This window comes from Cobetia sp. MM1IDA2H-1, from assembly GCF_002916775.2.
GTDB lineage: Bacteria > Pseudomonadota > Gammaproteobacteria > Pseudomonadales > Halomonadaceae > Cobetia > Cobetia marina.
On record NZ_CM133225.1, the window covers coordinates 1,312,591 to 1,336,192 of the forward strand.

Genomic DNA, 23,602 nt, shown 5'->3' on the forward strand with positions numbered 1-23,602 from the left:
ACTGTTCTTATCCACCGCCATGCACTGCCTGGCGGTTTTTTTTGGTCACGAGGGCGTGGTCATCGAGTCAATGCTACGGCGTCATTGCCCGAGAGAACGTCATGGCTTGCGTTCGCAAGCACTTTTCCGTCCTGGGGTGACGCTCCAGAGATCATGACCCGGACATGAATGGGTTAGCTGGCAGGTAATCATGTGAGGCAAGGCCTCGCACATCGGATGGTCAAAGAGACATGAAAAAGCCCGCGCAGACAGGATGTCTGCGCGGGCTTTTTCATGGGCGCTGCATGCTTCTTCACGCGGCGCCATGTCTGGCCTGCGTCGTCAGGCAATCACGCACCGGATGTCAGTTCAGCAACCCGCCTGCATGGTGAGCAGGGCACTCAGGACATCACGACGTGTCACCACACCGATCAGGCGTCCCTGTTCCACCACGGGATAGACCTTGGGCTGATGACCATTCATGCGCTGTGCAAGGTCGGTGATGCTGTCATTGGGGCCGACACTCAGGACCTCGTGATGCATGAGGTCACCGACCTGTGCGTGTTGGCCGCAGTGATAGGCGCTGTCGAGCAGCTTGCCGAGGATGTCCTGCTCCGAGATGAAACCGACCAGACGATCCAGGTCATCGACCACAGGCGCACCCGGCAGACGGTGATGGGTCAGGCCGTGGGCGAATTCCAGAATGCTGGTGCGTGCCTTCACCCGATAACAGTCGCGGGACATGATGTCGCGAAGGGTCGAAGGGACCTTCAGTTGTGTGGCTTTCATGGGCAGGTCTCCTGCTTCGCCGCTGACGACGCCCGGGCAGGGAGTCGTTCGATGGATGTCGGCTACCCGCCAGGCGGTAGCCGACGGCATGTCGACGTCTCGTTCAGAGCATAGAGCATCCCATCGTGAGCTGCCCGACGCCGCTTGTCGCCTTGTCTCGGGGAGTCCGATCGCCAGTGGCCATCAGACTCCCCGAGCGTCGTGCGGCGAGATCAGTCGCCCGGGCCGCACTCCATGCAGCGTTCGACCACGGCCGGCCCCAGCTGCAGGTTGGCATTGAGATCCCGCAGCGCGGTGCGCAGACCTTCCTCGATCACCGGGTGATAGAAGGGCATTTCCAGCATCTGCTCGATGGTCATGCGCTGCTGATGGGACCAGGCCAGCAGGTGGGCGAGGTGCTCGGCACGGGGACCGAAGATCTCGGCACCCAGCAGCAGGCCAGTGCCTTGCTCGCCATAGACGCGCAGCATGCCCTTGTTCATGCGCATCACGCGGGAGCGGCCCTGGCCGGTGAAGTCGACTTCGCCGACCGCGTAGCAGTCGCAGGCACCGTAGCGCTGTTCGATCTCGGCGGTGGAGAGGCCGATGGTCGCCATCTGCGGATCGCTGAAGACGACGGCGATGGTGCTCTTGCGGTGACCGGCACGCACCTCGGGGAAGCGACCGGCGTTGTCACCGGCGATACGGCCCTCGTCGGAGGCCTCGTGCAGCAGCGGCAGGTCGTTGTTGGCGTCGCCGGCGATGAAGACATGGCTCGGGGTGTCATCGCTCAGGCGAGTCTGCAGGGTGTGGCGATTGAAGATCGGCACGCCGCGCTCGTCCAGCTTCAGCCCGAGGGCGTCGATATTTAGGCGATCGACATTCGGGCGACGACCGGTGGCCGCGAGCAGATAGTCGAAACGTTCGGTCAGGCGAGCTTCGCTGCCACGCTCGATGAAGGTGATCTCGACACCGGCACCGTTCTCGTCCTCGACACGTTCGATCTTCTCGACCTTGGCGTCCGGGTCCAGATAGAACTCCTCGTTGAAGACGCGATCGGCATTGGCACGCAGCTTCTCGTCACGCAGCGGGCCGATGGCACCGCCGACGCCGAACATGCGGATGCGCACGCCGAGACGCGTGAGCGCCTGCCCCAGCTCCAGCCCGATGACGCCCGGGCCGAAGACGGCGACGGATTCCGGCAGGTCGTCCCACTCGAAGACGTTGTCGTTGATGATCAGGCGGTCACCGGCATTCTCGAAGAAGCCCGGGTAGCTGGGGCGCGAGCCGGTGGCGATCACGACACGCTCGAAGGTCACGCGGGTCTCGTTGTCGCCGATGATCAGGCTGTTGGCGGTCTCGAAACGTGCATTGCCGCGCAGCTTGTCCTGCGGCGGGATGCCTTCCACGGACTCGACCACGAAACCGACGAAGCGGTCGCGCTCCCGCTTGACGCGGTCCATCACGGCGCGGCCATCCACCTTGACCTCACCCTCGATATTGATGCCGAACGGTGCGGTATCACGGGCGTGATGCGCGGCTTCCGCCGCACTGATCAAGAGCTTGGAGGGCATGCAGCCGACACGGGCACAGGTGGTGCCGTAGGGGCCGCCCTCGATCATGACCACGGAATCGGTGTGGGCCTTGGCGGCGCGATAGGCGCCGAGTCCTGCACTGCCTGCGCCGATGATGGCGACTTCAACCTGGCGTTCGTTCACGTCGTACTCCTCAAGGTGCGCCAGCGGCGCACCTGACTGAATGGGGTCTCAGGCGCGGGGTGACCCGCGCATGATGAAACGAGATGGCGATGGGGTTACGTCAGCGTGAAGCGCTCAGGCGCTGGTCAGGCTGCCGAAGTAGCGGGCGACTTCATCGCTGCCGCCGACGTGCTCACCGTCGATCCAGACCTGAGGCACGGTGGCCTGGCCGGTCATGGCGCGCAGGGTGCGAGAGGTCACGCCACGGGTGCCGACTTCGATGACTTCGTAGCTGATGCGGGCTTCATCAAGCATCTGCTTGGCACGTGCGCAGTACGGGCAGCCCGGCTTGCTGAACAGGGTGGCGAAGCTGGGACGGCCGGCTTCCGGGTCCAGATAATCCAGCATGGTGTCGGCGTCGGAGACTTCAAAGGGGTCGCCCGGTTTCTGCGGCTCGATGAACTGCTTCTCGACCACGCCGTTGCGCACCAGCATGGAGTAGCGCCAGCTGCGCTTGCCGAAGCCGATATCGCTCTTGTCGACCAGCATGCCCATGCCCTGTGCGAAGTCACCGTTGCCATCGGCGATCAGGCTCAGGTTCTCGGCTTCCTGATGCTCGCCCCAGGATTCCATGACGAAGGCGTCGTTGACCGACAGGCAGACGATCTCGTCGATCCCGACCGCATAGAAACGATCGGCCAGTTCGTTGTAACGCGGCAGGTGGGTGGAAGAGCAGGTCGGGGTGAAGGCACCCGGCAGGGCGAAGACCACCACGTTGCGGCCTGAGAAGATCTCCTCGCTGGTGCGTTCGACCAGACGGCCGTCGCGGCGAATCTTGAAGCTGACGTTGGGGACTTGCTGGCCTTCGTGTGACTCGAGTTGCATGAAATTGGCTCCGATCTCGACAAGAGAATGTTGAATGGGTTGGCAGGCGATGAAGACTTCGAAAAGGAAAGCAGGACCTCGAAGAATCAGTGCCTTGCGAAACTGGAGCCAGTCTATGCAGATGCCGGGGGCGGGTGAATTTGATTGCATCAAGCGATGCGATAGCTTTTCTTGATGACGTGAGCCTGGGCGACTGAACGTTTGCGGAGTTTTTTGTTCGAAAGCGGTGTGTAGGCTTGATATTGCTCGGTGTCAGCCGCAGGTAGTGGGTAAGTCACAGCATCGTCAGGTTTCGCGCCTGACAAGCGAGGCAGCAGATGAACGCAAGAGAGTACATGGCAAAGCACGGCCTGGATGGCGACAAGGACAAGGAAGAGGACAAGCCTCAGAGTCTGGAAGAACACGCCTGGGCACGCGCACGTGAGTCGGGCAGTCACCGTCCCCGCAGTGGCACGCCACATGACTGGGAGGACTGGGAGCGCTATCACGAGCAACTGGCAGCGGAGTCCGAGTCGCTTGCACAGAAGGTCAATCGTGACTCCCGGGTCAAGTCGCAGGACTCGACAGATGAGGATGAACCGCCACGGAAGCCATGAGTGCGTCATTCGTGTGTCACGCTGCAGGTAGACGTTGGACGAGAGGATCAGGTCACCCAATTCCACCCGCAAGGAGCAAACTATGGATATCATTCGCATCATTCTGGCCATCATCCTTCCGCCGCTGGGCGTACTGATGCAGGTGGGGGTCGCCAACAAGCATTTCTGGATCAACATCATCCTGACCTGTTTCGGCTTCCTGCCGGGGATCATCCACGCCGTGTGGGTCATCACTAAGTTCTGACCCGGTCTGGGCGACCCGGTCCGGGCCCCGTGGGGCGGGTTCGCATCCCGTGAGGCATTGCGAACTTGACCGGCTGATTCGACCGGCTGACATGATCGGTGCCGCCACCTGGCCTGGAAAGTTGAAAGATCTGAGGCCCCGTCTGACATTCGTGCAGGCGGGGCTTTCTAGTGGGCGCTCGCCGGGCAAGGCCCTTGCCCCGTGAGTCCCGCGAGAGAGGTTCGCGGCGGGAAGCAACGTGCTCATAGTCCAATGTTCAGACTTTCGCATAGCCTGCTTTCAACGCTATTCAGCGGGAGTGCCGCTTGTCGCCTTTGGTCTGCCACCGTAGGGTCAAATGGGAGTGAGAGCAGTGATCACGGGGCGGGTGAAGCCCGGTCGATCGCGGGCTTCGCGATAACAACAACATGATGGATACCACGCATGGTCATGACTGCAGAGCCCGACGCGCCGCAGGAGACCAGCTCCTGCTTCGCGATCTTCAATGATGTGCAAAAGAGCTATGACGGCGAAACGCTGGTGGTCAAGGGCTTCAATCTTGAAGTTCGGCGCGGCGAGTTCGTCACCCTGCTGGGGCCGTCCGGTTCCGGCAAGACCACCTGCCTGATGATGATGGCGGGCTTCGAAACGCCGACTCATGGCGACATCCTTCTCGACGGTACCCCCATCAACGACTTGCCACCGCACAAGCGCGGCATCGGCATGGTCTTCCAGAATTACGCCCTGTTTCCGCACATGAGCGTGGCCGAGAACCTGGCATTTCCGCTGGAAGTGCGCGGCATGAGCAAGGAAGAGATTTCCACCAAGGTGGCCAATGCACTGGACATGGTGCGGCTCGGCGAATTCGGGGATCGCCGCCCGGGGCAACTCTCCGGCGGACAGCAACAGCGGGTCGCCCTGGCGCGCGCGCTGGTCTTCGAGCCGGAACTGGTGCTGATGGATGAGCCGCTGGGGGCGCTTGACAAGAATCTGCGTGAAGAGATGCAGTTCGAGATCAAGCGCATCCACCAGCGTCTCGGCGTCACCATGCTCTACGTGACCCATGATCAGACGGAAGCGCTGACCATGTCGGACCGCATCGCGGTCTTCAATGATGGCATCGTCCAGCAGCTGGCGACCCCCGAGGCGCTATATGAAGCGCCGGAGAATGCCTTCGTCGCCTATTTCATCGGCGAGAACAACCGCCTCAACGGGCAGGTCACACAGCTGGAAGCACAAGACGCGCATTGCACCGTGACCCTCGACAGTGGCGAGCAGGTGCGGGCACTCAAGGTCGCCGTCAATGAGATTGGCGAGCGTACCCAGCTGTCGCTCCGCCCGGAGCGGGTGCGCCTGCTGTCCAGCGAAGAGGCAGGTGTTTCATCCCCCCCCGACAATGTCTTTACCGCCGAGGTGCTTGAGGTGATCTATCTTGGAGATCATCTGCGCACGCGAGTGGCGGTATGTGGCAGTGACGAATTCATCATCAAGACACCCAATGCCGAAGGCTATCCACCCTTGCGGCCCGGACAGACATTGCAGGTCGGGTGGGATGCCTGCGATTGCCGAGCACTGGATGCCTGACGACAGCACAGGAGACGAACGCAAGCCTTACCCGAGAGAGCAACAGCACGATTCGCGACAAGAGTGCAGTACAACAACAAGAATTCAGGGAGATTCACCCATGTCAGTGATCAATCGATTCATCTCTTCACGTCGCATCGCCCAGGTGTCGCGTTCCTGCGCAGGGGCCAGCATGCCACTGCGTGCCGCTCTGGTCGTGGCGGTCGCCACGGCAAGCCTTGGCGCCACCGCAGCTCAGGCCGAGACACTCAATATCGTGTCGTGGGGCGGGGCGTACAGTGAAAGCCAGCTCAAGGCCTATCACGAGCCATGGGAAGAGAAGAGCGGCGATACCGTCGTCAATATCGACAAGTCGTCCAATGCGCTCTCGGGGCTGCGTGCCCAGGTACAGGCAGGCAACGTCACCTGGGATCTGGTCGACATGTTGCCCAGCGACGCGCTGATCGCCTGCTCCGAAGGGCTGATCGAGCCGCTGGACCCGGACACCCTGTTCGCGGCAGCGCCGGATGGAACACCGGCCAGTGAGGATTTCATCGAAGGCTCGCTCAGTGAGTGCTTCGTGCCGCAGATCGTCTATTCCAACATCGTGGCCTTCAATACCGAGATGTTCCCCGAGGACAAGCAGCCGGATTCCATCGATGATGTCTTCAATCTCGAGGAGTTCCCCGGCAAGCGTGCGTTGCAGAAGAAGCCGATCAACAACATGGAATGGGCACTGGTCGCTGATGGTGTGGCACCGGAAGAGGTCTACGACATGCTGGAGACCGATGAAGGCATCGAGCGTGCCTTCGCCAAGCTCGATACCATCAAGGACAGCGTCATCTGGTGGGAGGAGGGTGCCCAGCCGCCGCAGCTGCTGGCGGACAAGGAAGTGGCCTTCGCCTCTGCCTACAACGGCCGTATCTTCAATGCCGAGGTCAACGAGAAGCAGCCCTTCGCCATCGTCTGGGATGCTCAGGTGTTCGAGCTGGACGGCTGGGTCGTCCCGACCGGCAAGCTCGACAAGGTCAAGGATTACCTGATGTTTGCCACCGACACCCAGCGTCTGGCGGACCAGGCCAAGTACATCTCCTACGGTCCGGCACGTACCTCGTCTGCGGCGCTGGTCTCGACCCACGCCGATACGGGCATCGACATGAAGCCGCACATGCCGACCTACGGCCCCAACTTCGAGACCGCCATTCCCAAGGATGACGAGTTCTGGGCCGACAACCTCGATGAGCTGAGCCAGCGCTTCAACGCCTGGCTGGCACGCTGATTCCGCACTGACCCGATGGCCCCGGTGGCGCACGACCGCGCGCCGGGGCCTTTTTGATCATGCCTGATCGCCCGGCAGTTCGTGCTCGTCCCCGCCTTCACGTGCGGGAAGCGGCTGACGGCTCAGGCATCCTCGGATAGCCGATCAAGGAGTGCAGGATGAGCGATTCCTCCGCCCCGGCCACGTCCGGAAGCGCAGAACATGACCCCAATGGAGCCCCCGGCGCGGCACTGACCACCGCCGACGGCGTGCCCCTGAAACAGAGTCTCAATCGTGCCATCCGCCGCAGCCGTCTCAAGGCGTTGCTGCTGGTGGCACCGCTGTTGATCTTCATCGGGCTGGCCTTCGTCATGCCCATCTTCGACATGCTGTCGCGCAGTGTCGACAACCCGGAAGTCTCCACCTATCTGCCGCGCACCAGTGAGGCGCTGGTTGACTGGGACGGCGAGGGATTGCCGGATGAGGCTACCTACGCCGCGCTGGCAGATGACCTTGCCGCGGGCCTCAAGGCGCGCAATCTCGGGCGTGTCGCCTCACGTCTCAACTATGAAATGTCGGGCATGCGCTCACTGTTCATGAAGAGTGCACGCAAGGCCGCTCGCATGGAGGCCCCTTACAAGGCGGCATTGATCGAGGCCGATGAGGACTGGCAGGACCCGGACATCTGGCGCTTGATCAAGCGCGAGTCCACGCCTTACACGGCTTCCTACTATCTGGCGGCGGTGGATCGTCAGTTCTCTCCCACTGGCGAGATCGTCGAGAAGCCGGAATATCTGCAGATCCATGTCTCGCTGTTCATCCGGACCTTCTGGATGAGCGCCGCGATCACCGGGCTATGTCTGTTGCTGGCCTATCCGGTGGCCTGGCTGCTGGCGACCCTGCCTGCCGGGCGCGGCAATCTGCTGATGATTCTGGTGTTGCTGCCGTTCTGGACTTCGCTTCTGGTACGCACCACGACATGGATCGCGATCCTGCAGCAGCAGGGGGTGCTCAACGACATGCTGGTGGGCGTCGGGATACTCGCCGAGGAGGCGCGCATCCAGATGATCTACAACAAGACCGGCACCATCATCGCGATGACCCACATCCTGCTGCCCTTCATGATCCTGCCGCTGTACTCGGTGATGAAGACCATTCCGCCCAGCTACATGCACGCGGCGCGCTCGCTGGGTGCCGGGCCGATCACCGCCTTCCGACGCGTCTACTTCCCGCAGACCCTGCCGGGTATCGGAGCAGGCTCGATTCTGGTCTTCATCCTCTCCATCGGCTACTACATCACGCCGGCACTGGTGGGCGGGCAGTCGGGCCGCTTCATCACCAACTTCATCGCCTATCACATGCAGACCTCGCTCAACTGGGGACTGGCAGCGGCCATTGGCTCGATCCTGCTGGTCGTGGTGATCCTCTTCTATCTCGTCTACAACCGCCTGATCGGTGTCGACAAGGTCAAACTGGGGTGACAGATGGCCATACCTTCCTATGCAACACGTGGTGAGCGGATCTGGCATTGGGTGTTCTGCGCACTCTGTGCGCTGATCTTCCTGTTCCTGATCGGCCCGATCCTGGTGATCATTCCGCTCTCGTTCAATGCCGAACCCTACTTCACCTTCTCGGAGAAGATGCTGTCGCTGGACCCGGAGGGTTACTCGCTGCGCTGGTATCAGGAGTTCTTCACGTCGGATGAGTGGATGCGCTCGATCAAGAACAGCATCTTCGTCGCGGTGTGTGCCACGGTGCTGGCCACGGTGCTGGGCACGCTTGCCGCGCTTGGGCTTTCGAGTCGCTTCATGCCGTTTCGCAACACGATCATGGCGATCCTGATCTCGCCGATGATCGTGCCATTGATCATCAGTGCCGCGGCGATGTTCTTCTTCTTCTCGAAGCTGGGGCTGACGCAGACCTATCTGGGCGTGATTCTGGCGCACACCGCGCTAGGCATTCCCTTCGTGGTGATCACGGTGACGGCGACGCTGTCCGGATTCGATCACTCTCTGACGCGTGCGGCGCACTCGCTGGGGGCAAGTCCGAGTCGCACCTTCTTCCGCATCATCCTGCCGCTGGTGACGCCGGGCGTGGTGTCCGGTGCGCTGTTCGCCTTCATCACCTCGTTCGATGAAGTCGTGGTGGTGCTGTTCATCGCCGGGCCGGCGCAGACCACCATCCCGATCCAGATGTGGTCCGGTATCCGCGAGGAGATCAGTCCGACGATTCTGGCGGTGGCCACGCTGCTGGTGCTGGTCTCGATCCTGCTGTTGACGACACTGGAGCTGATTCGCCGTCGCAATGAGCGCCTGCGCGGCCTGACGCCGAGCTGACCCCCTGTCCTTGAATGCTGAGTGCTGAGTGTTAGGTGCTTGGTAGCGGTAAGAAATGTGAGTCGTGTGAAACGCCCGTGCCCCCGCAGAGTCTGTCTGCGGGGGCACGGGCGTTTCAGGGCCGGGGCTTGAGGAGAAGCCTGCTGCGTCAGGCCGCGCCGAGTCGCTTGTAGAGCGTGGTGCGACTGATGCCCAGCTCCCGAGCGAGACGCGAGACGTTGCCGCCCAGCGCGTCCAGCGCGCTCTGCAGCTCCTCGGCACTGGAGAGGTCATGCAGCGGGGGCAGGGGAGGCTTCTCGGGCGGCAGCATGGCGCAATGTTGTGCATGCGATGCGCTGCTGAATTCGCCCGACAGCATCACGTGGCACGCTTCAAGAGACGGCCCATCGCACAGCGCCAGTGCCAGACGCAACACATTGTCCAGCTCACGCACGTTGCCCGGCCAATCATGCTGCATGAGACGGTTCAGGAAATCAGGGGTGATGCGTGGCAGCTCGCGTTGCTGCTCCCGGCACAGCCGTGTCAGCAGGGCATGGCTCAATCCAGCCATGTCCTGGCGATCGCGCAGTGGCGGCAGGGCGATGCTGGCGCCACACAGTCGGTAGTAGAGGTCCGCCCGGAAGTGACCTGCCTTGACCAGCTCGCTGAGAGGCTGATGGGTGGCGGCCACCAGTTCGAAGTCGACTCGCTGCGGCTTGCCGCCGCCCAGCGGGGTGACTTCACGCTCCTGCAGCACGCGCAGCAGACGCGCCTGGACATGCAGTGGCATATCGCCGATCTCATCCAGAAACAGGCGTCCGCCATTGGCCTCGATCAGTCGGCCCTCGCGCCCCGCAGGGTCGGCACCGGTAAAGGCGCCGCGCCGATACCCGAACAGCTCAGCCTCGACCAGCTCATCGGGCAATGCCGCGCAATTGATGGCGACCAGCGGCTGATGGGCGCGATGACTGGCCTGATGCAGCGCCTTGACCACCTCTTCCTTGCCGACACCTGTCTCGCCCTGCAGCAGCAGTGGCAGCCGAGCGTTCACCAGCCGTGCCAGCAGCTCGCAGACTCGGGCCCAGCCGGCATCGCCATGATGCAGGCGCGCAAGGCTCGGATGGCAGGCAGCGGCCTGAGTGGCCAGCGGGCCAGTTCGCTCATCGGTGGGGTGAGTGGCTGGCGCGCGTGCCTGAATGCGTGGCCTGGGCAGGACACCGCACAAGGCGTAGCCCGTGAAATGCGGGTGTTGCGTGAGCGTCAGGCACTCCGCGTCGTCAAGCTGGGCCAGCGGTGCCCAGTCCAGCTGCCAGCGAGCCAGGGGCTGGCCCAGCAACAGATGGAGGTCATCGCGCGTGGCGCAGCTGTCGTTGTCCGCCGGGTGTTCCGCGCAATCTGGCGATGGCGTGAGCTCAAGGTGCGCTGCCAGAAGTTGCAGTCCTCTGCGACTGGCGGCCGCGACCTGGCCCTGCGGCGTGATGGCCAGCAGGGCGGCGCTGGGCGAGTCCAGCTGAGAACGGTTGAGATGCAGGCGCAACAGATGATGATCATGCCCGAGCGCCTCGCCCAGACGGCGTTGTTCGATGTCATCCGCCAGTACGCCGAGCATGCCGAGACTGTACTGGCGGACGCGATAGGGATCACAGATCAGTCCCAGGCAGCCCTCGCAGGCACCGGGGGTCAGCCCGCGGCGGCTGCTCCAGCTCGCGGGCGCCAGCAGGGCGGCACTGGCACTGGCCAGCCCCTTGAGGCATTCGGCGTCATGCGCGTCGAGCGCGATGCGTGCCAGGCGATTGGCGCGCGGCGCATTCAGCGTCTCGGCGATGGCGTTATGCCCCAGCGATTCCTCGCGCCAGCGCGCGCCAGGGCGCAGCAGGGTGGCGTCATTGCCCAGCAGCTGTTGATGGCCGTAGCTTGCCAGCACCACGCCGTCGCGGTCGGTCAGCACCAGACACGCCTGCCAGTGATCGAGCAGGTTAAGGGTATGACCGGCCACCGCTGACGCCACCGTCGCCATCAGGCTGGCGGCCTGACGCTGACGCCAGACGAGCTCTTCCGGCGGACACACCAGTGAGGAATGCTGAAGTGCCACGGGAGCAACGGCGGGATGGGGCGTGGAGTGAGCTGGGGTGGCGGCGGTGTGGTTATCGACGTGGTTATCGACGTGGCTGGCGGAATGATGGCGTGCTGTCATGAGACATCCCTTGTGCGGCGGGCCTTTCAGGCCTCTGTTGTTATTGATGCTGTTATCGGTACTGTTATCGGTGCTGTCATCGATGCTGTTTTCGGTCTTGGGGAGTGTTCACGGCAATGTTCACTTGTGCGTGGCGAGTGTTCAGTTCCGAGGACTCCAGTGTTCAGACACTGTTCATCAGAGTAGCGGCAGACGGGGTGGTTGACGGGCTAGACCATGGTCTGCCCCTGCCTTGGTCGCATCTGGCAAGTGACTGAATGATCAACGAAAGAGGGCGATCTGGCGGTATGCGAGGGCTGGCAGAGGGTGTCGGTGGGCACGGGGTTGCGCGCGGCTGGCACAGGGTTCGCTAGATGAGAGTCACCAGGTGGGTATGAACACTCGGCAGTGGTTGGCCGTGTCCCTGCCCCGATGACTTTCACCAGACGAGACAGCGCCATGTCCTTGAGCCTTGAGGCGGTCACCCGCCGGGTTGGCCGCGAGACCCATATCGACAGGGTGGACCTGACCTTCGAGCCCGGCTCCTTCAATGTGCTGCTGGGACGCACCTTGTCCGGCAAGACCTCACTGATGCGCCTGATGGCAGGCCTCGATGCGCCCAGTGATGGGCGAATCGTGATGAACGGCGAGGACGTGACCGGCCGCCCGGTGCGCGAGCGCAACATCTCGATGGTCTATCAGCAGTTCATCAACTACCCGAGTCTGAGCGTCTACGACAACATCGCCTCGCCGCTGAAGCTGGCGCGCATGGCGCCGGAGGAAATCCGTCGCCGCGTGCACGAGATCGCCGAGATGCTGCATATCGAGCAGTTCCTCGCGCGTCAGCCGGCGGAGCTCTCCGGCGGTCAGCAGCAGCGTACGGCCATGGCGCGGGCGCTGGTCAAGGATGCTGACCTGGTGCTGTTCGATGAGCCGCTGGTCAATCTTGATTACAAGCTGCGCGAAGAGCTGCGCCACGAGATGCGCAGCCTGTTCGCGACCCGCAACACCATCGCCGTCTACGCCACCACCGAACCCGGTGAGGCGCTGGCGCTCGGTGGCACCACCACCCTGATGCATGAAGGGCGGGTGTTGCAGTCCGGGCCTACCGAGGCCGTCTACCATCATCCGGTGAGTGTCGAGGCGGCGAAGCTCTACTCTGAGCCGCAGATCAATCTGTTCGAGGCCGAGGTGCGTGGGCGTGAACTGGCGTTCTCCGGTGCCGCCAGTGCCGGCGAGCAGGGCAGCCGGTTCGTGCTGCCCACACCACTGGTGGGGCTCGAGAGCGGGGCCTATCGCTTCGGTATCCGTCCCAGTCATCTGGGGTTGGCGCCGCTGGCCGACGATGATCTCGAGTTCGCCGTCACGGTGGATATCGCCGAGATCTCCGGCTCCGAAACCTTCCTGCATGTCAGCAATGACGATCACTCCCTGGTGCTGCACCTGTCCGGTATCCACGACTTCGCCGTGGATGATGCCATCCGGGTCTATGCCCCCGCGCACAAGTTGTTCGTCTTCGCGGATGACAAGGGCCGCGCTGGCGGTGAAGTGGCAGGCCCGGGCGGCGACGGGGCACTGATCCGCTCGCCCGAGCGATCCACCACGACTGGCGGAGGGCTGGCCTGATGGCGGAAATACACCTCAATGATCTGGCGCACAGCTACCTGGCGGCGCCTGCGGCTGACAGTGACTACGCCATCCGGCGCATGAACCATGTCTGGCAGCAGGGCGGTGCCTATGCACTGCTCGGCCCGTCGGGCTGTGGCAAGAGCACGCTGCTCAACATCATCTCCGGGCTGCTGGCCCCCTCCGAGGGCGAGGTGCGCTTCGATGATCGCGTGGTCAATCGGCTGCCGCCGGAAGAGCGCAACATCGCTCAGGTGTTCCAGTTCCCGGTGGTCTACGACACCATGACGGTCTTCGACAATCTGGCCTTTCCGCTGCGCAATCAGCGCCAGCCGGAGCACAAGGTGCAGTCTCGGGTACGTGAGATCGCCCAGGTGCTGGAGCTGGAAGACCTGCTGACGCGGCGTGCCAGCAACCTGACGGCTGACGAGAAGCAGAAGGTCTCGATGGGCCGCGGGCTGGTCCGCGATGACGTGGCCGCCATCCTGTTCGATGAACCGCTGACGGTCATCGACCCCCACCTCAAGTGGAAGCTGCGGCGCAAGCTCAAGCAGATCCATGAGCAGTTCAACATCACCATGGTCTACGTCACCCATGATCAGCTGGAGGCCTCGACCTTCGCCGACAAGATCGCGGTGATGTATGAAGGCCGCATCGTGCAGTTCGGTACCCCGCGCGAGCTGTTCGAGGACCCCGCTCACACCTTCGTGGGCTACTTCATCGGCTCGCCGGGCATGAATCTGGCCAGCATCACGCTGGAATCAGAGGGCGTGCGGCTCGGGACGGGGGAGGACGCGCCCTTGCTGCACCTTCCACGGGCGCTGCTGGCGACGCTTGAGGAGCGCAAGGGCGAGCTGAAGCTGGGCATTCGCCCCGAATTCATCGAGCTCGAGGCCAGCGACAGCTCACCCGCTGCGGCGGTTTCCGACATCCGCGAGCATTGGCTCAGTGGTCAGGTCACGCTGGTGCAGGATCTTGGCACCTACAAGGTGGTGGATCTCGACATCGGCGGTGGCTGCATCTTCAAGGCACGTATCGAGGAAGATGCGCCTATCCCTGTCGGGGGTGTGCGGCTGCGGCTACCGGCCCGCTGGCAGCGCTTCTATCTCGATGAGCATCTGCTGGACCTGTCACAGGCCGGCGCGCCCGACAGCGGCGAGGCGGACAGCTTTGCCAGAGGGGAAAGTGGAGAGCAGCCGGGAGGAAACGCCTGATGCAACGCACACACAACAATCGCGCCTGGTGGCTGGTGCTGCCGGTGGTCATCGTGGTGGCGTTCTCGGCCATCATCCCGATGATGACGGTGGTCAACTACTCGGTGCAGGACATCTTCGATCCCTCCACACGCTTCTTCGTGGGGACCGAATGGTATCGCGAGATCCTGCGCGACGAGCGCCTGCACGACTCGCTGGTTCGCCAGTTCGTCTATTCCTTCGCGGTTCTCGCCATCGAGATTCCGCTGGGGATCGCCGTGGCGCTCTCGATGCCGCGCAAGGGCTTCATGGTCTCGCTGTGCATGATCCTGCTGGCCCTGCCGCTGCTGATTCCCTGGAACGTGGTCGGCACCATCTGGCAGATTATCGGGCGTGAGGACATCGGGCTCTACGGCTGGGCGCTGGGGCAACTGGGCATCGATTACAACTACGCCTCCAATCCGGCCGACGCCTGGGTGACGGTGCTGGTAATGGATGTCTGGCACTGGACGTCGCTGGTGGCACTGCTGTGCTACTCGGGGCTGCGCGCCATTCCCGATGTCTACTATCAGGCCGCGCGCATCGACCGTGCCTCACCCTGGGCCGTGTTCCGCTACATCCAGCTGCCCAAGCTCAAGAGCGTGCTGCTGATCGGCATCATGCTGCGCTTCATGGACAGTTTCATGATCTACACCGAGCCCTTCGTCCTCACCGGTGGCGGGCCGGGGACCACCACGACCTTCCTGTCCCAGACCTTGACCCAGATGGCGATCGGCCAGTTCGATCTCGGACGCGCCGCTGCCTTCTCGCTGATCTACTTCCTCATCATCCTGCTGGTCTCGTGGCTGTTCTATACCGCCATGACCCATCAGGACAGTGACGACGCCTGAGGAGACGAGTGATGAAAACACGCAAGCGTCTGGTAATGACGATCTACCTGCTGTTCCTGCTGGTGCCGATCTACTGGCTGTTGATCATGTCGTTCAAGTCGAATCAGGAGATTCTCGGCGGCCTGACCCTGTGGCCCGAGAACTTCACCTTCGACAACTACCGGGTGATCTTCACTGACCCCAGCTGGTACATGGGCTATGTGAACTCGATGAGCTATGTGGTGCTCAACATGGCCATCTCGCTGACGGTGGCACTGCCGGCGGCCTATGCCTTCTCGCGCTATCGCTTCCTGGGTGACAAGCATCTGTTCTTCTGGCTCTTGACCAATCGCATGGCACCGCCGGCGGTCTTCCTGCTGCCGTTCTTCCAGCTCTACTCCTCGGTGGGACTGTTCGATACTCCGCTGGCGGTGGCACTCGCGCACTGTCTGTTCAACGTGCCGCTGGCGGTCTGGATTCTGGAAGGCTTCATGTCCGGCGTGCCCAAGGAGATCGATGAGACGGCCTATATCGATGGCTACAGTTTTCCGCGCTTCTTCCTGACGCTGTTCATTCCGATGATTCGCCCGGGCATCGGGGTGACCGCCTTCTTCTGCTTCATGTTCTCGTGGGTGGAGCTGTTGCTGGCGCGAACCCTGACCTCGACGGAGGCGAAGCCGATCGCGGCGGTGATGACGCGAACGGTCTCGGCCTCGGGCATCGACTGGGGCGTGCTGGCCGCCGCCGGCGCCCTGACGCTGATTCCCGGCATCCTGGTGATCTACTTCGTGCGCAATCACGTCGCCAAGGGCTTCGCCCTGGGTCGGGTGTGAGCGGCGGCCAGACGAGCGCCGCTGTCATTGCCGCCAGCGAGTCGCTGCTGACGGCCTACAAGAGGACATGATGATGGAATGGATGGCCTGGACACTGCCCACGTCACTCTTCTTTGCCGGTATCGGCACCTTGCTGCTGGGCATGACCGCCTGGCAGTTCGTGACCCCGACGCTGAGTCGTCAGGGCTTTCTGCCCATCGCGACCACGCGTGGCGACAGACTGTTCATCGGCCTGCTCTCCAGCGGCTGGCTGCATCTGCTGTGGCTGGGCTTCACTGATCAGGTGCTGTGGATGATCAGCATCGTCTGTGTCGTCTGGATGCTGGTGTTGATGAAGTGGGGATGAAGTGGGGATGAGGTGAGGGTGAAGTGAGGGGGATGTGGGGATGAGAAGAAGCGAGAAGTGAAGAAACGAGAGGTGAAGTGAGATGTGGGAATGGGGTGTGAGCGTTGACGACGGGCAGCGTCGCCTTGTGGCAACAGGGAACCCGAGGTGCTGACAGGAGTCCCAAGCGGTTCTGACTGGCCAAGCCAGTGTCATCTGTCATCGCTCTGGAACCCTGCTGCATGTCGTCTACCGAATCCTCGCGTCATTCGTCTACCACTGACTCTGTTTCTTCCGGCAGGAAAAGCCGTCGTGTCATTCGTGCCGGGCTGACAGGACTGGGCCTCGTCTGTGTCGTTGCCATCGGCTGGTGGGTCACGACCCCCGTGTCGGTAGAGGATCAGCAGGGCGGGGCTGGCGAGGGCCATTCTTCAGAGGGCCATTCTGCAAGTGGCGGGCAGCAGGACAAAGGGCAACCCCCCTTGTGGCAGGCGTATCAGCGGGTGTGGCAGGCCAATCAGGCGCTGCCGGCAGACAAGCGCGAGCCGCTGCCCTTGCCGGACTTCTCGCAAGCTGGCTATCACCAGGGAGAGGCTCTCCCGGCGGCGTTGGCGACGGGAGCCAATGCACAAGAGGCGCGGAAGCGGGAATCAGAGTCTCGCAGCGTCAGGCGCTTCGATGTCACGGATTATGGCGCTGATGGCACGGACGACGTGAGTGACCGAGAGGCGGTACTGCGCGCCCATGCCGCGATGCGTCGTTGGCAGCAGCAGGGGGAGCATGATGGGGACAGCCCTCAGCGGCACGGGGTGCTCTATTTTCCTGCCGGTGACTATGTGTTGTTCGGCCCCGCGGAGCGCGACTGGTTCTATGCACGGATGATCGCGCTCAAGGCGGCAGTCCCGGATGAGGCGCGCCAGCAGACGCTGCGCGAGGCATTGCTCAAGATGCAGGGGCTGAGCCTGGCCGGCAGTCATTGGACACTGGCGGGAGACGGAAGCGACAGGACCCGTCTCAAGCAGACCCGGCCGATGCTGCCGTTGCACGCCAGCTGGTACTGGAGCACGCCCTGGTTGCTGCATCTTGGCAATCTGGAGGAAGGCAGGACGCTGGCCGAGGGCGGGAGTCAGGAAGCCTGGCAGCCCATCGCCGCGACGGCTCGCGTGCAGCCTGCCGATACGCAGGACACGGTGACACTGGCGGGCGTGGCACAGGCGTCATCGCTCAAGGCGGGGGATGAGGTATTGCTGGAGAGCATCGACAAGCGCCCGCAAGCGGTAGCACGTGCTCTGGTACCCTATCAGATGGAAAAGGAGGCCAGAACCGGCAAGTCGCGCTGGCTGATCGAGCGGGATGGGGTGGTCAAGCGCGCTCGCTACCGTGTGCTGGCACGAGAAGGCAATCGGCTGACCTTGTCGCTGCCGGTGGTGCACGAGCGCTTCCCCGGTGAGCAGTGGCGTATCGCGCGCATCCATCCGGCGCATGAGGTCGGGGTCGAAGGCATCACGCTCAAGGGCAACTGGCGAGGGCACTTCAAGCATCATCGCAGCGCCGAGGACGACAGCGGCTTCGGCCTGCTGGATCTCGATGGCATCACCGATGGCTGGGTGCGTGATGTCCGGCTCGACAGTTTCAATCAGGGAGTGAAGGTGCGCCACAGCTCCCAGGTGACGCTCGAGGACGTGAGGATGACCGGCAAGCCGGGGCATATCGCGATGACGATCAGTGACAGCAATCAGGTGCTGGCAAGGCAGGTGGTCGACCAAAGTCATGCATGGCATGCGCCCGGCGTGGCCCGCTACGCGACCCATAACGTCTACCTTGAACTGGAGCATGGCGGTGACAGTGGGATCGAACTGCATGGTCAGCAGCCGCGGGACAATCTCTTCGACCGCAAGCGAGGCGGCCATGTACGCGACCGCTGGGGCGCCAGTGTCGGCCATCAGCCCAATCATCTGCGCGGGCTGGTGCTGTGGAATCCGGTCAATACCGGCAAGCCGCACGATGCCTGGCCCTTCATGCGCGCCGACTCACACTTCGGCAAGGTGATCATGCCGACGGTAGTGGGCGCCACCGGCCGCGCGCTGGGCATCGCCAGTCGCCATGATTACGAGCGGGTGATGAACGCCAAGGGCGTGACGGACTACCCGCAGCTTGAGGCGCTGGACAAGCTGCAGGCGCGAGTGGAATCCCCCGGCGAGGCCGTTGAGCCAGCTTCGCTCTATCGTGCTCAACGCGCGCTGCTTCGCGAGACGCACCCGTGACCCGGAAAGCTTGAATCCGTCGGGCATCTGGCAGACGGACTGACAGTCAGATGCCCGGCCAGCCGAGCAGCAACGCAGCAAAGGCAAGACAGCGTACCCGGAACGACAGGAGGACAAGCAGTACCGGCAGGAGACACGCGCGGCATATCGCGCCGCGTGATACGTGATTGACGGAAGTGGTTGTTGGACGACGCGACACAACAATAACGCCAATGAAGGGACATCCCATGAGTCAGCACATCATTCGACCCGCACGCCTGCGTTACGCCATCGCCTTCGCCACGGCGGCGGGGCTCGCGGGTCTTTCCAGTCAGGCCATGGCCGATCAGTATCAGGATGCGGCAAGGAAGTGGATCGACCAGGAATTCTCACCCTCCACGCTGAGCAAGGACGAGCAGATGTCCGAGCTCGAGTGGTTCATCAAGGCCGCCGAGCCGCTGCGCGGCATGGAAATCAAGGTGGCCTCGGAAACCCTGACCACCCATGAATACGAGTCCAAGGTGCTGGCCAAGGCCTTCAGCGAGATCACCGGCATCAAGCTGACCCACGACTTGATCCAGGAAGGCGATGTCATCGAGAAACTGCAGACCCAGATGCAGTCCGGGCGCAACATCTACGATGGCTACGTCAATGACTCCGACCTGATCGGCACGCACTTCCGCTATGGCAAGGTCGTGCCGATCAGCGACATGATGGAAGGCGACGGCAAGGCCTTCACCTCGCCGACCCTGGATCTGGATGACTTCATCGGACTGGATTTCACCACCGGCCCGGATGACAAGCTCTATCAGCTGCCGGACCAGCAGTTTGCCAACCTGTACTGGTTCCGCGCCGACTGGTTCGAGCGTGAAGACTTGAAGAAGCAGTTCAAGGACAAGTACGGCTACGAGCTGGGCGTACCGGTCAACTGGTCAGCCTATGAAGACATCGCCGATTTCTTCACCAATGACGTCAAGGAAATCGACGGCAAGCGGGTCTATGGCCACATGGATTACGGCAAGAAGGACCCGTCACTCGGCTGGCGCTTCACCGATGCCTGGTTCTCCATGGCGGGTGCCGGCGACAAGGGCTTGCCCAACGGCCTGCCGGTGGATGAGTGGGGCATTCGTGTCGAGGAATGTCAGCCGGTGGGCTCCTCGGTGACGCGTGGCGGCGCGGCCAATGGCCCGGCGGCCGTCTATGCCACCACCAAGTATGTCGACTGGTTGGGCAAGTACGCACCGCCGGAAGCTCAGGGCATGACCTTCTCCGAGTCCGGCCCGGTGCCGTCCCAGGGCAACATCGCCCAGCAGATCTTCTGGTACACCGCCTTCACGGCTGACATGACGCGGGATGGCCTGCCGGTGGTCAACGACGACGGCACGCCTAAGTGGCGCATGGCGCCGTCACCGCATGGCCCGTACTGGGAAGAGGGCATGAAGCTTGGCTATCAGGACGTGGGTGCCTGGACCTTCTTCGACTCCACGCCGGAGAAGAATCGTCACGCCGCCTGGCTGTATGCGCAGTTCGTGACCGCCAAGACCGTCTCGCTCAAGAAGACCCTGGAAGGCCTGACGCCGATCCGCGAGTCGGATATCCAGTCCCAGGCGATGACCGATGCCGCGCCGAAGCTGGGCGGTCTGGTCGAGTTCTATCGCAGCCCGGCGCGGGTGCAGTGGTCGCCGACCGGCACCAACGTGCCGGATTATCCGAAACTGGCCCAGCTGTGGTGGCAGTACATCTCCCAGGCTGCCAGTGGTGAAGCCACGCCGCAGGAAGCGCTTGATGGCCTGGCCAAGGCGCAGGACCGCATTCTCGAGCGTCTCGAGCGCGCCAAGGTGATGGACAACTGTGGGCCGAAGCTCAACGAGGAACGTGATGCGGAGTACTGGTTCGCCCAGCCGGGTGCGCCGAAGGCCAAGCTGGACAACGAGAAGCCCAAGGGCGAGACCATCGCCTATGACGAGCTGCTCAAGAGCTGGAAGGAGTGATCTCGGCTGGCGCGTCATTGCGCCACTGAGCAGGCTCCTGAATGACCGCTGCAACGACAACGCCCCTGCCGGTTACCCGGCAGGGGCGTTTTTTTGCCAGAGCGATCAGCGACAGCGTTTCATCACTGCCTCATTGCTGGCTCTCAATCGAGACTCTCAATCGCGGTAGAGGTCGATGCTCGGGCAGGAGCAGATCAACTGGCGATCGCCGTGCACGTTGTCGACCCGGTTGACGGCCGGCCACTGCTTGGCCGCCTTGACGTGTTCACTCGGGAAGGCACCGATCTCGCGGGAATACCCACGATTCCATTCGGCGTCCATCAGGTCCGCCTGGGTGTGCGGCGCGTGCACCAGCGGATTGTCTTCCAGGGTCCACTCGCCTTGCTCGACACGGGCGATCTCGGCGCGAATCGCGATCATCGCCTCACAGAAACGGTCGATCTCGTAGAGCGACTCGGACTCGGTGGGCTCGACCATCAGCGTGCCCGCCACCGGGAACGACATGGTCGGGGCGTGGAAGCCGTAGTCGATCAGGCGCTTGGCGATGTCTTCCTCGCTGATGCCGGAAGCGGCCTTCAGCGGGCGGATATCGATGATGCACTCATGCGCCACGGTGCCGTTCTTGCCGCGATAGAGCACCGGATAGTGCCCATCGAGACGCGTGGCGATGTAGTTGGCGTTGAGGATCGCAAGCTCGGTGGCCTCACGCAGCCCCTGCGCACCCATCATCTTGATGTAGGCCCAGGAGATCGGCAGGATCGCCGCGGAACCGAAGGCGGCGGCGGAGACGGCGGTACATTCCGGCTTCACGCCTTCCAGCGGGGTGACCACGTGGTTGGAGACGAAGGGTGCCAGGTGTGACTTGACGCCGATGGGGCCCATGCCCGGTCCGCCGCCACCGTGGGGAATGCAGAAGGTCTTGTGCAGGTTGAGGTGAGAAACGTCGCCGCCGAAGTCACCCGGACGGCAGATACCGACCTGGGCGTTCATGTTGGCGCCGTCGATGTAGACCTGACCGCCGTGATCGTGGACGACCTGACAGGCCTCACGCACGGTTTCCTCGAACACGCCGTGGGTGGACGGGTAGGTGATCATGATCGCGGACAGCTTGTCGCTGTGCTGCTCGGCCTTGGCGCGCAGGTCATTGATGTCGATGTTGCCGCTGGCATCACACTCGACCACCACCACCTTCATGGCGGCCATCGCGGCGGAGGCCGGATTGGTGCCGTGGGCGGAGCTGGGGATCAGGCAGATGTCGCGCGCGCCCTCGCCGATGGAGGCCTGGTAGCGACGGATCGCGACCAGTCCCGCATATTCCCCCTGAGCGCCGGAGTTCGGCTGCATGGAGATGGCGTCGTAGCCGGTGATCTCGACCAGGAAGGCCGACAGCTCGTCGATCATCTGCTTGTAGCCGACCACCTGATCCGAGGGCGCAAACGGGTGGACGTTGGCGAATTCGGGCCAGGTGACCGGAATCATCTCGGTGGTGGCGTTGAGTTTCATGGTGCAGCTGCCCAGCGGAATCATCGCGTGGGTCAGCGACAGGTCCTTGTTCTCCAGGCGCTTCAGGTAGCGCAGCATCTCGGTTTCCGAGTGATAGCGGCTGAAGGTCGGGTGAGTCAGGAAGTCGCTGTCACGCTGACAGGCCGCCGGGATCGCGCTTGCGCCCTTGGCCAGCAGGTCCTGGTCCAGCGCGGCGACGGACAGGCCGTGCTCCTCGCCGAGCAGCACGTCGAACAGCACGCCGACGTCAGCGGCGGTAGTGGTCTCGTCGAGATTGATGGTGATGCGGCCGTCGCCGTGGTGGCGCAGGTTGATCTCGTGGGTCAGCTCGCGACCATGGATCTTGCCGGCATCCACGCCGGTGACGGTGATGGCATCGAACCAGCTGTCGTGGGCCAGTGTCATGCCGCAGCGCGTGACGCCCTCGGCGAGAATGCTGGTCAGGCGATGCACCCGGGTGGCGATGCGCTTGAGGCCCTCGGCACCGTGATAGACGGCGTAGAAGCCGGCTATGTTGGCCAGCAGCGCCTGGGCGGTGCAGATGTTGGAGGTCGCCTTCTCGCGGCGGATGTGCTGCTCGCGGGTCTGCATCGCCATGCGCAGCGCCGGATTGCCGCGCGAGTCCTTGGAGACCCCGATGATGCGGCCCGGAATCGAGCGCTTGAGCTTGTCGGTGGTGGCGAAGAAGGCGGCGTGCGGGCCGCCGAAGCCCATCGGCACGCCGAAGCGCTGGGAGGTGCCGACGACGATGTCGGCGCCGAGGCTGCCCGGCGACTTGAGCAGCACCAGGCTCAGCAGGTCGGCGGCCACCACGGTCATCGCGCCATTGGCGCCTGCCGCGTCCAGCAGCGGTGCGAGATCGCGCACCTGACCGGTATTGCCCGGATACTGGAACAGGGCGCCGAAGATGTCGTGCTCACCGACCTTCTCGGCAGCATCGATGACCAGCTCGAAGCCGAAGTAATCGGCACGCGTGCGCATGACGTCCAGCGTCTGGGGCAGGACATCGTCGGCGATGAAGAAGCGATTGCTCTTGTTCTTCTTGTTGCCACGCTGACACAGCGCCATGGCTTCGGCCGCGGCGGTGGCCTCATCCAGCAGGCTGGCATTGGCCAGTTCCATGCCGGTCAGGTCCATCACCGCCTGCTGGAAGTTGAGCAGCCCTTCGAGACGGCCCTGGGCGATTTCCGGCTGGTACGGCGTATACGCGGTATACCAGCCCGGATTCTCCAGCACGTTGCGCTGGATGACCGCCGGCAGGTGGGTGTTGTGATATCCCTGGCCGATATAGGTCTTGAATACCTTGTTCTGACGCGCCAGGCGCTTGAGATAGTCCAGTGCCTCGGATTCCGTGCGCGGCCCTTCGAGGTCCAGCTCGCGTCCCAGACGAATGGCCGCCGGCACGGTGCGGTCAATCAGCGTCTCGATGCTGTCTTCACCCAGTGTCGCCAGCATGCGCGTGACATTGGCGGCAGTCGGGCCATTGTGACGGGAAATGAAATCATCGTGCCCGGCCAGCTGGGCCAGGGTAAGCGTCTCGTGAGCCATGCAAGGAATCCTGT

At 63.0% G+C, this 23,602-nt stretch carries 18 protein-coding genes; 13 read left to right on the forward strand and 5 right to left on the reverse strand.

Annotated elements, in window-relative coordinates:
• Positions 1-348: 348 nt before the first annotated feature.
• The 3 genes from BOH68_RS05635 to BOH68_RS05645 all read right to left on the reverse strand — a co-directional run bounded on the left by BOH68_RS05635 (position 349) and on the right by BOH68_RS05645 (position 3,329).
• A complete protein-coding gene (locus BOH68_RS05635; protein ID WP_077372692.1) occupies positions 349-768 on the reverse strand; it encodes a CBS domain-containing protein in 420 nt (139 codons plus the stop codon).
• Between the two features lie 212 nt (positions 769-980).
• A complete protein-coding gene (locus BOH68_RS05640; protein ID WP_077372695.1) occupies positions 981-2,465 on the reverse strand; it encodes a dihydrolipoyl dehydrogenase in 1,485 nt (494 codons plus the stop codon).
• Between the two features lie 114 nt (positions 2,466-2,579).
• The gene (locus tag BOH68_RS05645; RefSeq protein WP_077372697.1) at positions 2,580-3,329 is read right to left on the reverse strand and encodes a glutathione peroxidase; all 750 of its coding nucleotides are present in this window, start codon (positions 3,327-3,329) and stop codon (positions 2,580-2,582) included.
• Between the two features lie 335 nt (positions 3,330-3,664).
• Between BOH68_RS05645 and BOH68_RS05650 the strand changes: the two genes are divergently transcribed.
• From BOH68_RS05650 to BOH68_RS05675, 6 genes are all read left to right on the forward strand, one after another.
• Positions 3,665-3,925, forward strand: coding sequence for a hypothetical protein (locus BOH68_RS05650; RefSeq protein WP_240499559.1), 261 nt, complete (start codon positions 3,665-3,667; stop codon positions 3,923-3,925).
• 82 nt (positions 3,926-4,007) lie between these two features.
• Positions 4,008-4,169 carry a YqaE/Pmp3 family membrane protein gene (locus BOH68_RS05655; RefSeq protein WP_043334518.1) on the forward strand — a complete coding sequence of 54 codons (162 nt, stop codon included), beginning with the start codon at positions 4,008-4,010 and terminating at the stop codon, positions 4,167-4,169.
• Positions 4,170-4,592: 423 nt separating this feature from the next.
• Positions 4,593-5,732, forward strand: a complete 1,140-nt coding sequence (locus BOH68_RS05660) for an ABC transporter ATP-binding protein (RefSeq protein ID WP_373996111.1) — start codon at positions 4,593-4,595, stop codon at positions 5,730-5,732.
• 100 nt (positions 5,733-5,832) lie between these two features.
• Positions 5,833-6,990: an extracellular solute-binding protein gene (locus BOH68_RS05665; RefSeq protein ID WP_240499558.1), complete on the forward strand. Its 1,158-nt coding sequence runs from the start codon at positions 5,833-5,835 to the stop codon at positions 6,988-6,990.
• 158 nt (positions 6,991-7,148) lie between these two features.
• A complete protein-coding gene (locus tag BOH68_RS05670; protein ID WP_077372703.1) occupies positions 7,149-8,450 on the forward strand; it encodes an ABC transporter permease in 1,302 nt (433 codons plus the stop codon).
• A gap of 3 nt (positions 8,451-8,453) precedes the next feature.
• Entirely contained in the window at positions 8,454-9,305 is an 852-nt protein-coding gene (locus BOH68_RS05675; protein ID WP_077372706.1) for an ABC transporter permease, read from the forward strand.
• 148 nt (positions 9,306-9,453) lie between these two features.
• Here BOH68_RS05675 and BOH68_RS05680 read toward each other — a convergent pair whose 3' ends face one another.
• On the reverse strand, positions 9,454-11,478 hold the full coding sequence (locus BOH68_RS05680; protein WP_077373237.1) for a sigma-54-dependent Fis family transcriptional regulator: 2,025 nt from the start codon (positions 11,476-11,478) through the stop codon (positions 9,454-9,456).
• A 438-nt stretch (positions 11,479-11,916) separates the two neighbouring features.
• On the opposite strand from BOH68_RS05680, the gene BOH68_RS05685 reads away from it, so the two are divergent.
• The 7 genes from BOH68_RS05685 (at position 11,917) to BOH68_RS05715 (ending at position 20,537) form a co-directional block, all read left to right on the forward strand.
• Entirely contained in the window at positions 11,917-13,083 is a 1,167-nt protein-coding gene (locus BOH68_RS05685) for an ABC transporter ATP-binding protein (protein WP_077372709.1), read from the forward strand.
• On the forward strand, positions 13,083-14,297 hold the full coding sequence (locus BOH68_RS05690) for an ABC transporter ATP-binding protein (RefSeq protein ID WP_077372712.1): 1,215 nt from the start codon (positions 13,083-13,085) through the stop codon (positions 14,295-14,297). Before BOH68_RS05685 ends, BOH68_RS05690 begins: the two co-directional genes overlap by 1 nt.
• On the forward strand, positions 14,297-15,166 hold the full coding sequence (locus BOH68_RS05695; RefSeq protein ID WP_077372715.1) for a carbohydrate ABC transporter permease: 870 nt from the start codon (positions 14,297-14,299) through the stop codon (positions 15,164-15,166). The genes BOH68_RS05690 and BOH68_RS05695 overlap by 1 nt, the downstream gene beginning before the upstream one ends.
• Before the next feature lie 11 nt (positions 15,167-15,177).
• Positions 15,178-15,978, forward strand: a complete 801-nt coding sequence (locus BOH68_RS05700; protein WP_077372718.1) for a carbohydrate ABC transporter permease — start codon at positions 15,178-15,180, stop codon at positions 15,976-15,978.
• Between the two features lie 73 nt (positions 15,979-16,051).
• Positions 16,052-16,324, forward strand: coding sequence for a DUF2160 domain-containing protein (locus BOH68_RS05705; protein ID WP_043334560.1), 273 nt, complete (start codon positions 16,052-16,054; stop codon positions 16,322-16,324).
• 221 nt (positions 16,325-16,545) lie between these two features.
• Positions 16,546-18,567, forward strand: a complete 2,022-nt coding sequence (locus tag BOH68_RS05710) for a DUF4955 domain-containing protein (protein WP_077372721.1) — start codon at positions 16,546-16,548, stop codon at positions 18,565-18,567.
• Between the two features lie 317 nt (positions 18,568-18,884).
• A complete protein-coding gene (locus BOH68_RS05715) occupies positions 18,885-20,537 on the forward strand; it encodes an ABC transporter substrate-binding protein (RefSeq protein WP_240499748.1) in 1,653 nt (550 codons plus the stop codon).
• Positions 20,538-20,693: 156 nt separating this feature from the next.
• Here the strand turns inward: BOH68_RS05715 and gcvP are convergent, their stop codons facing one another.
• On the reverse strand, positions 20,694-23,588 hold the full coding sequence (gene gcvP / locus BOH68_RS05720; protein WP_077372726.1) for an aminomethyl-transferring glycine dehydrogenase: 2,895 nt from the start codon (positions 23,586-23,588) through the stop codon (positions 20,694-20,696).
• Positions 23,589-23,602: the final 14 nt, after the last annotated feature.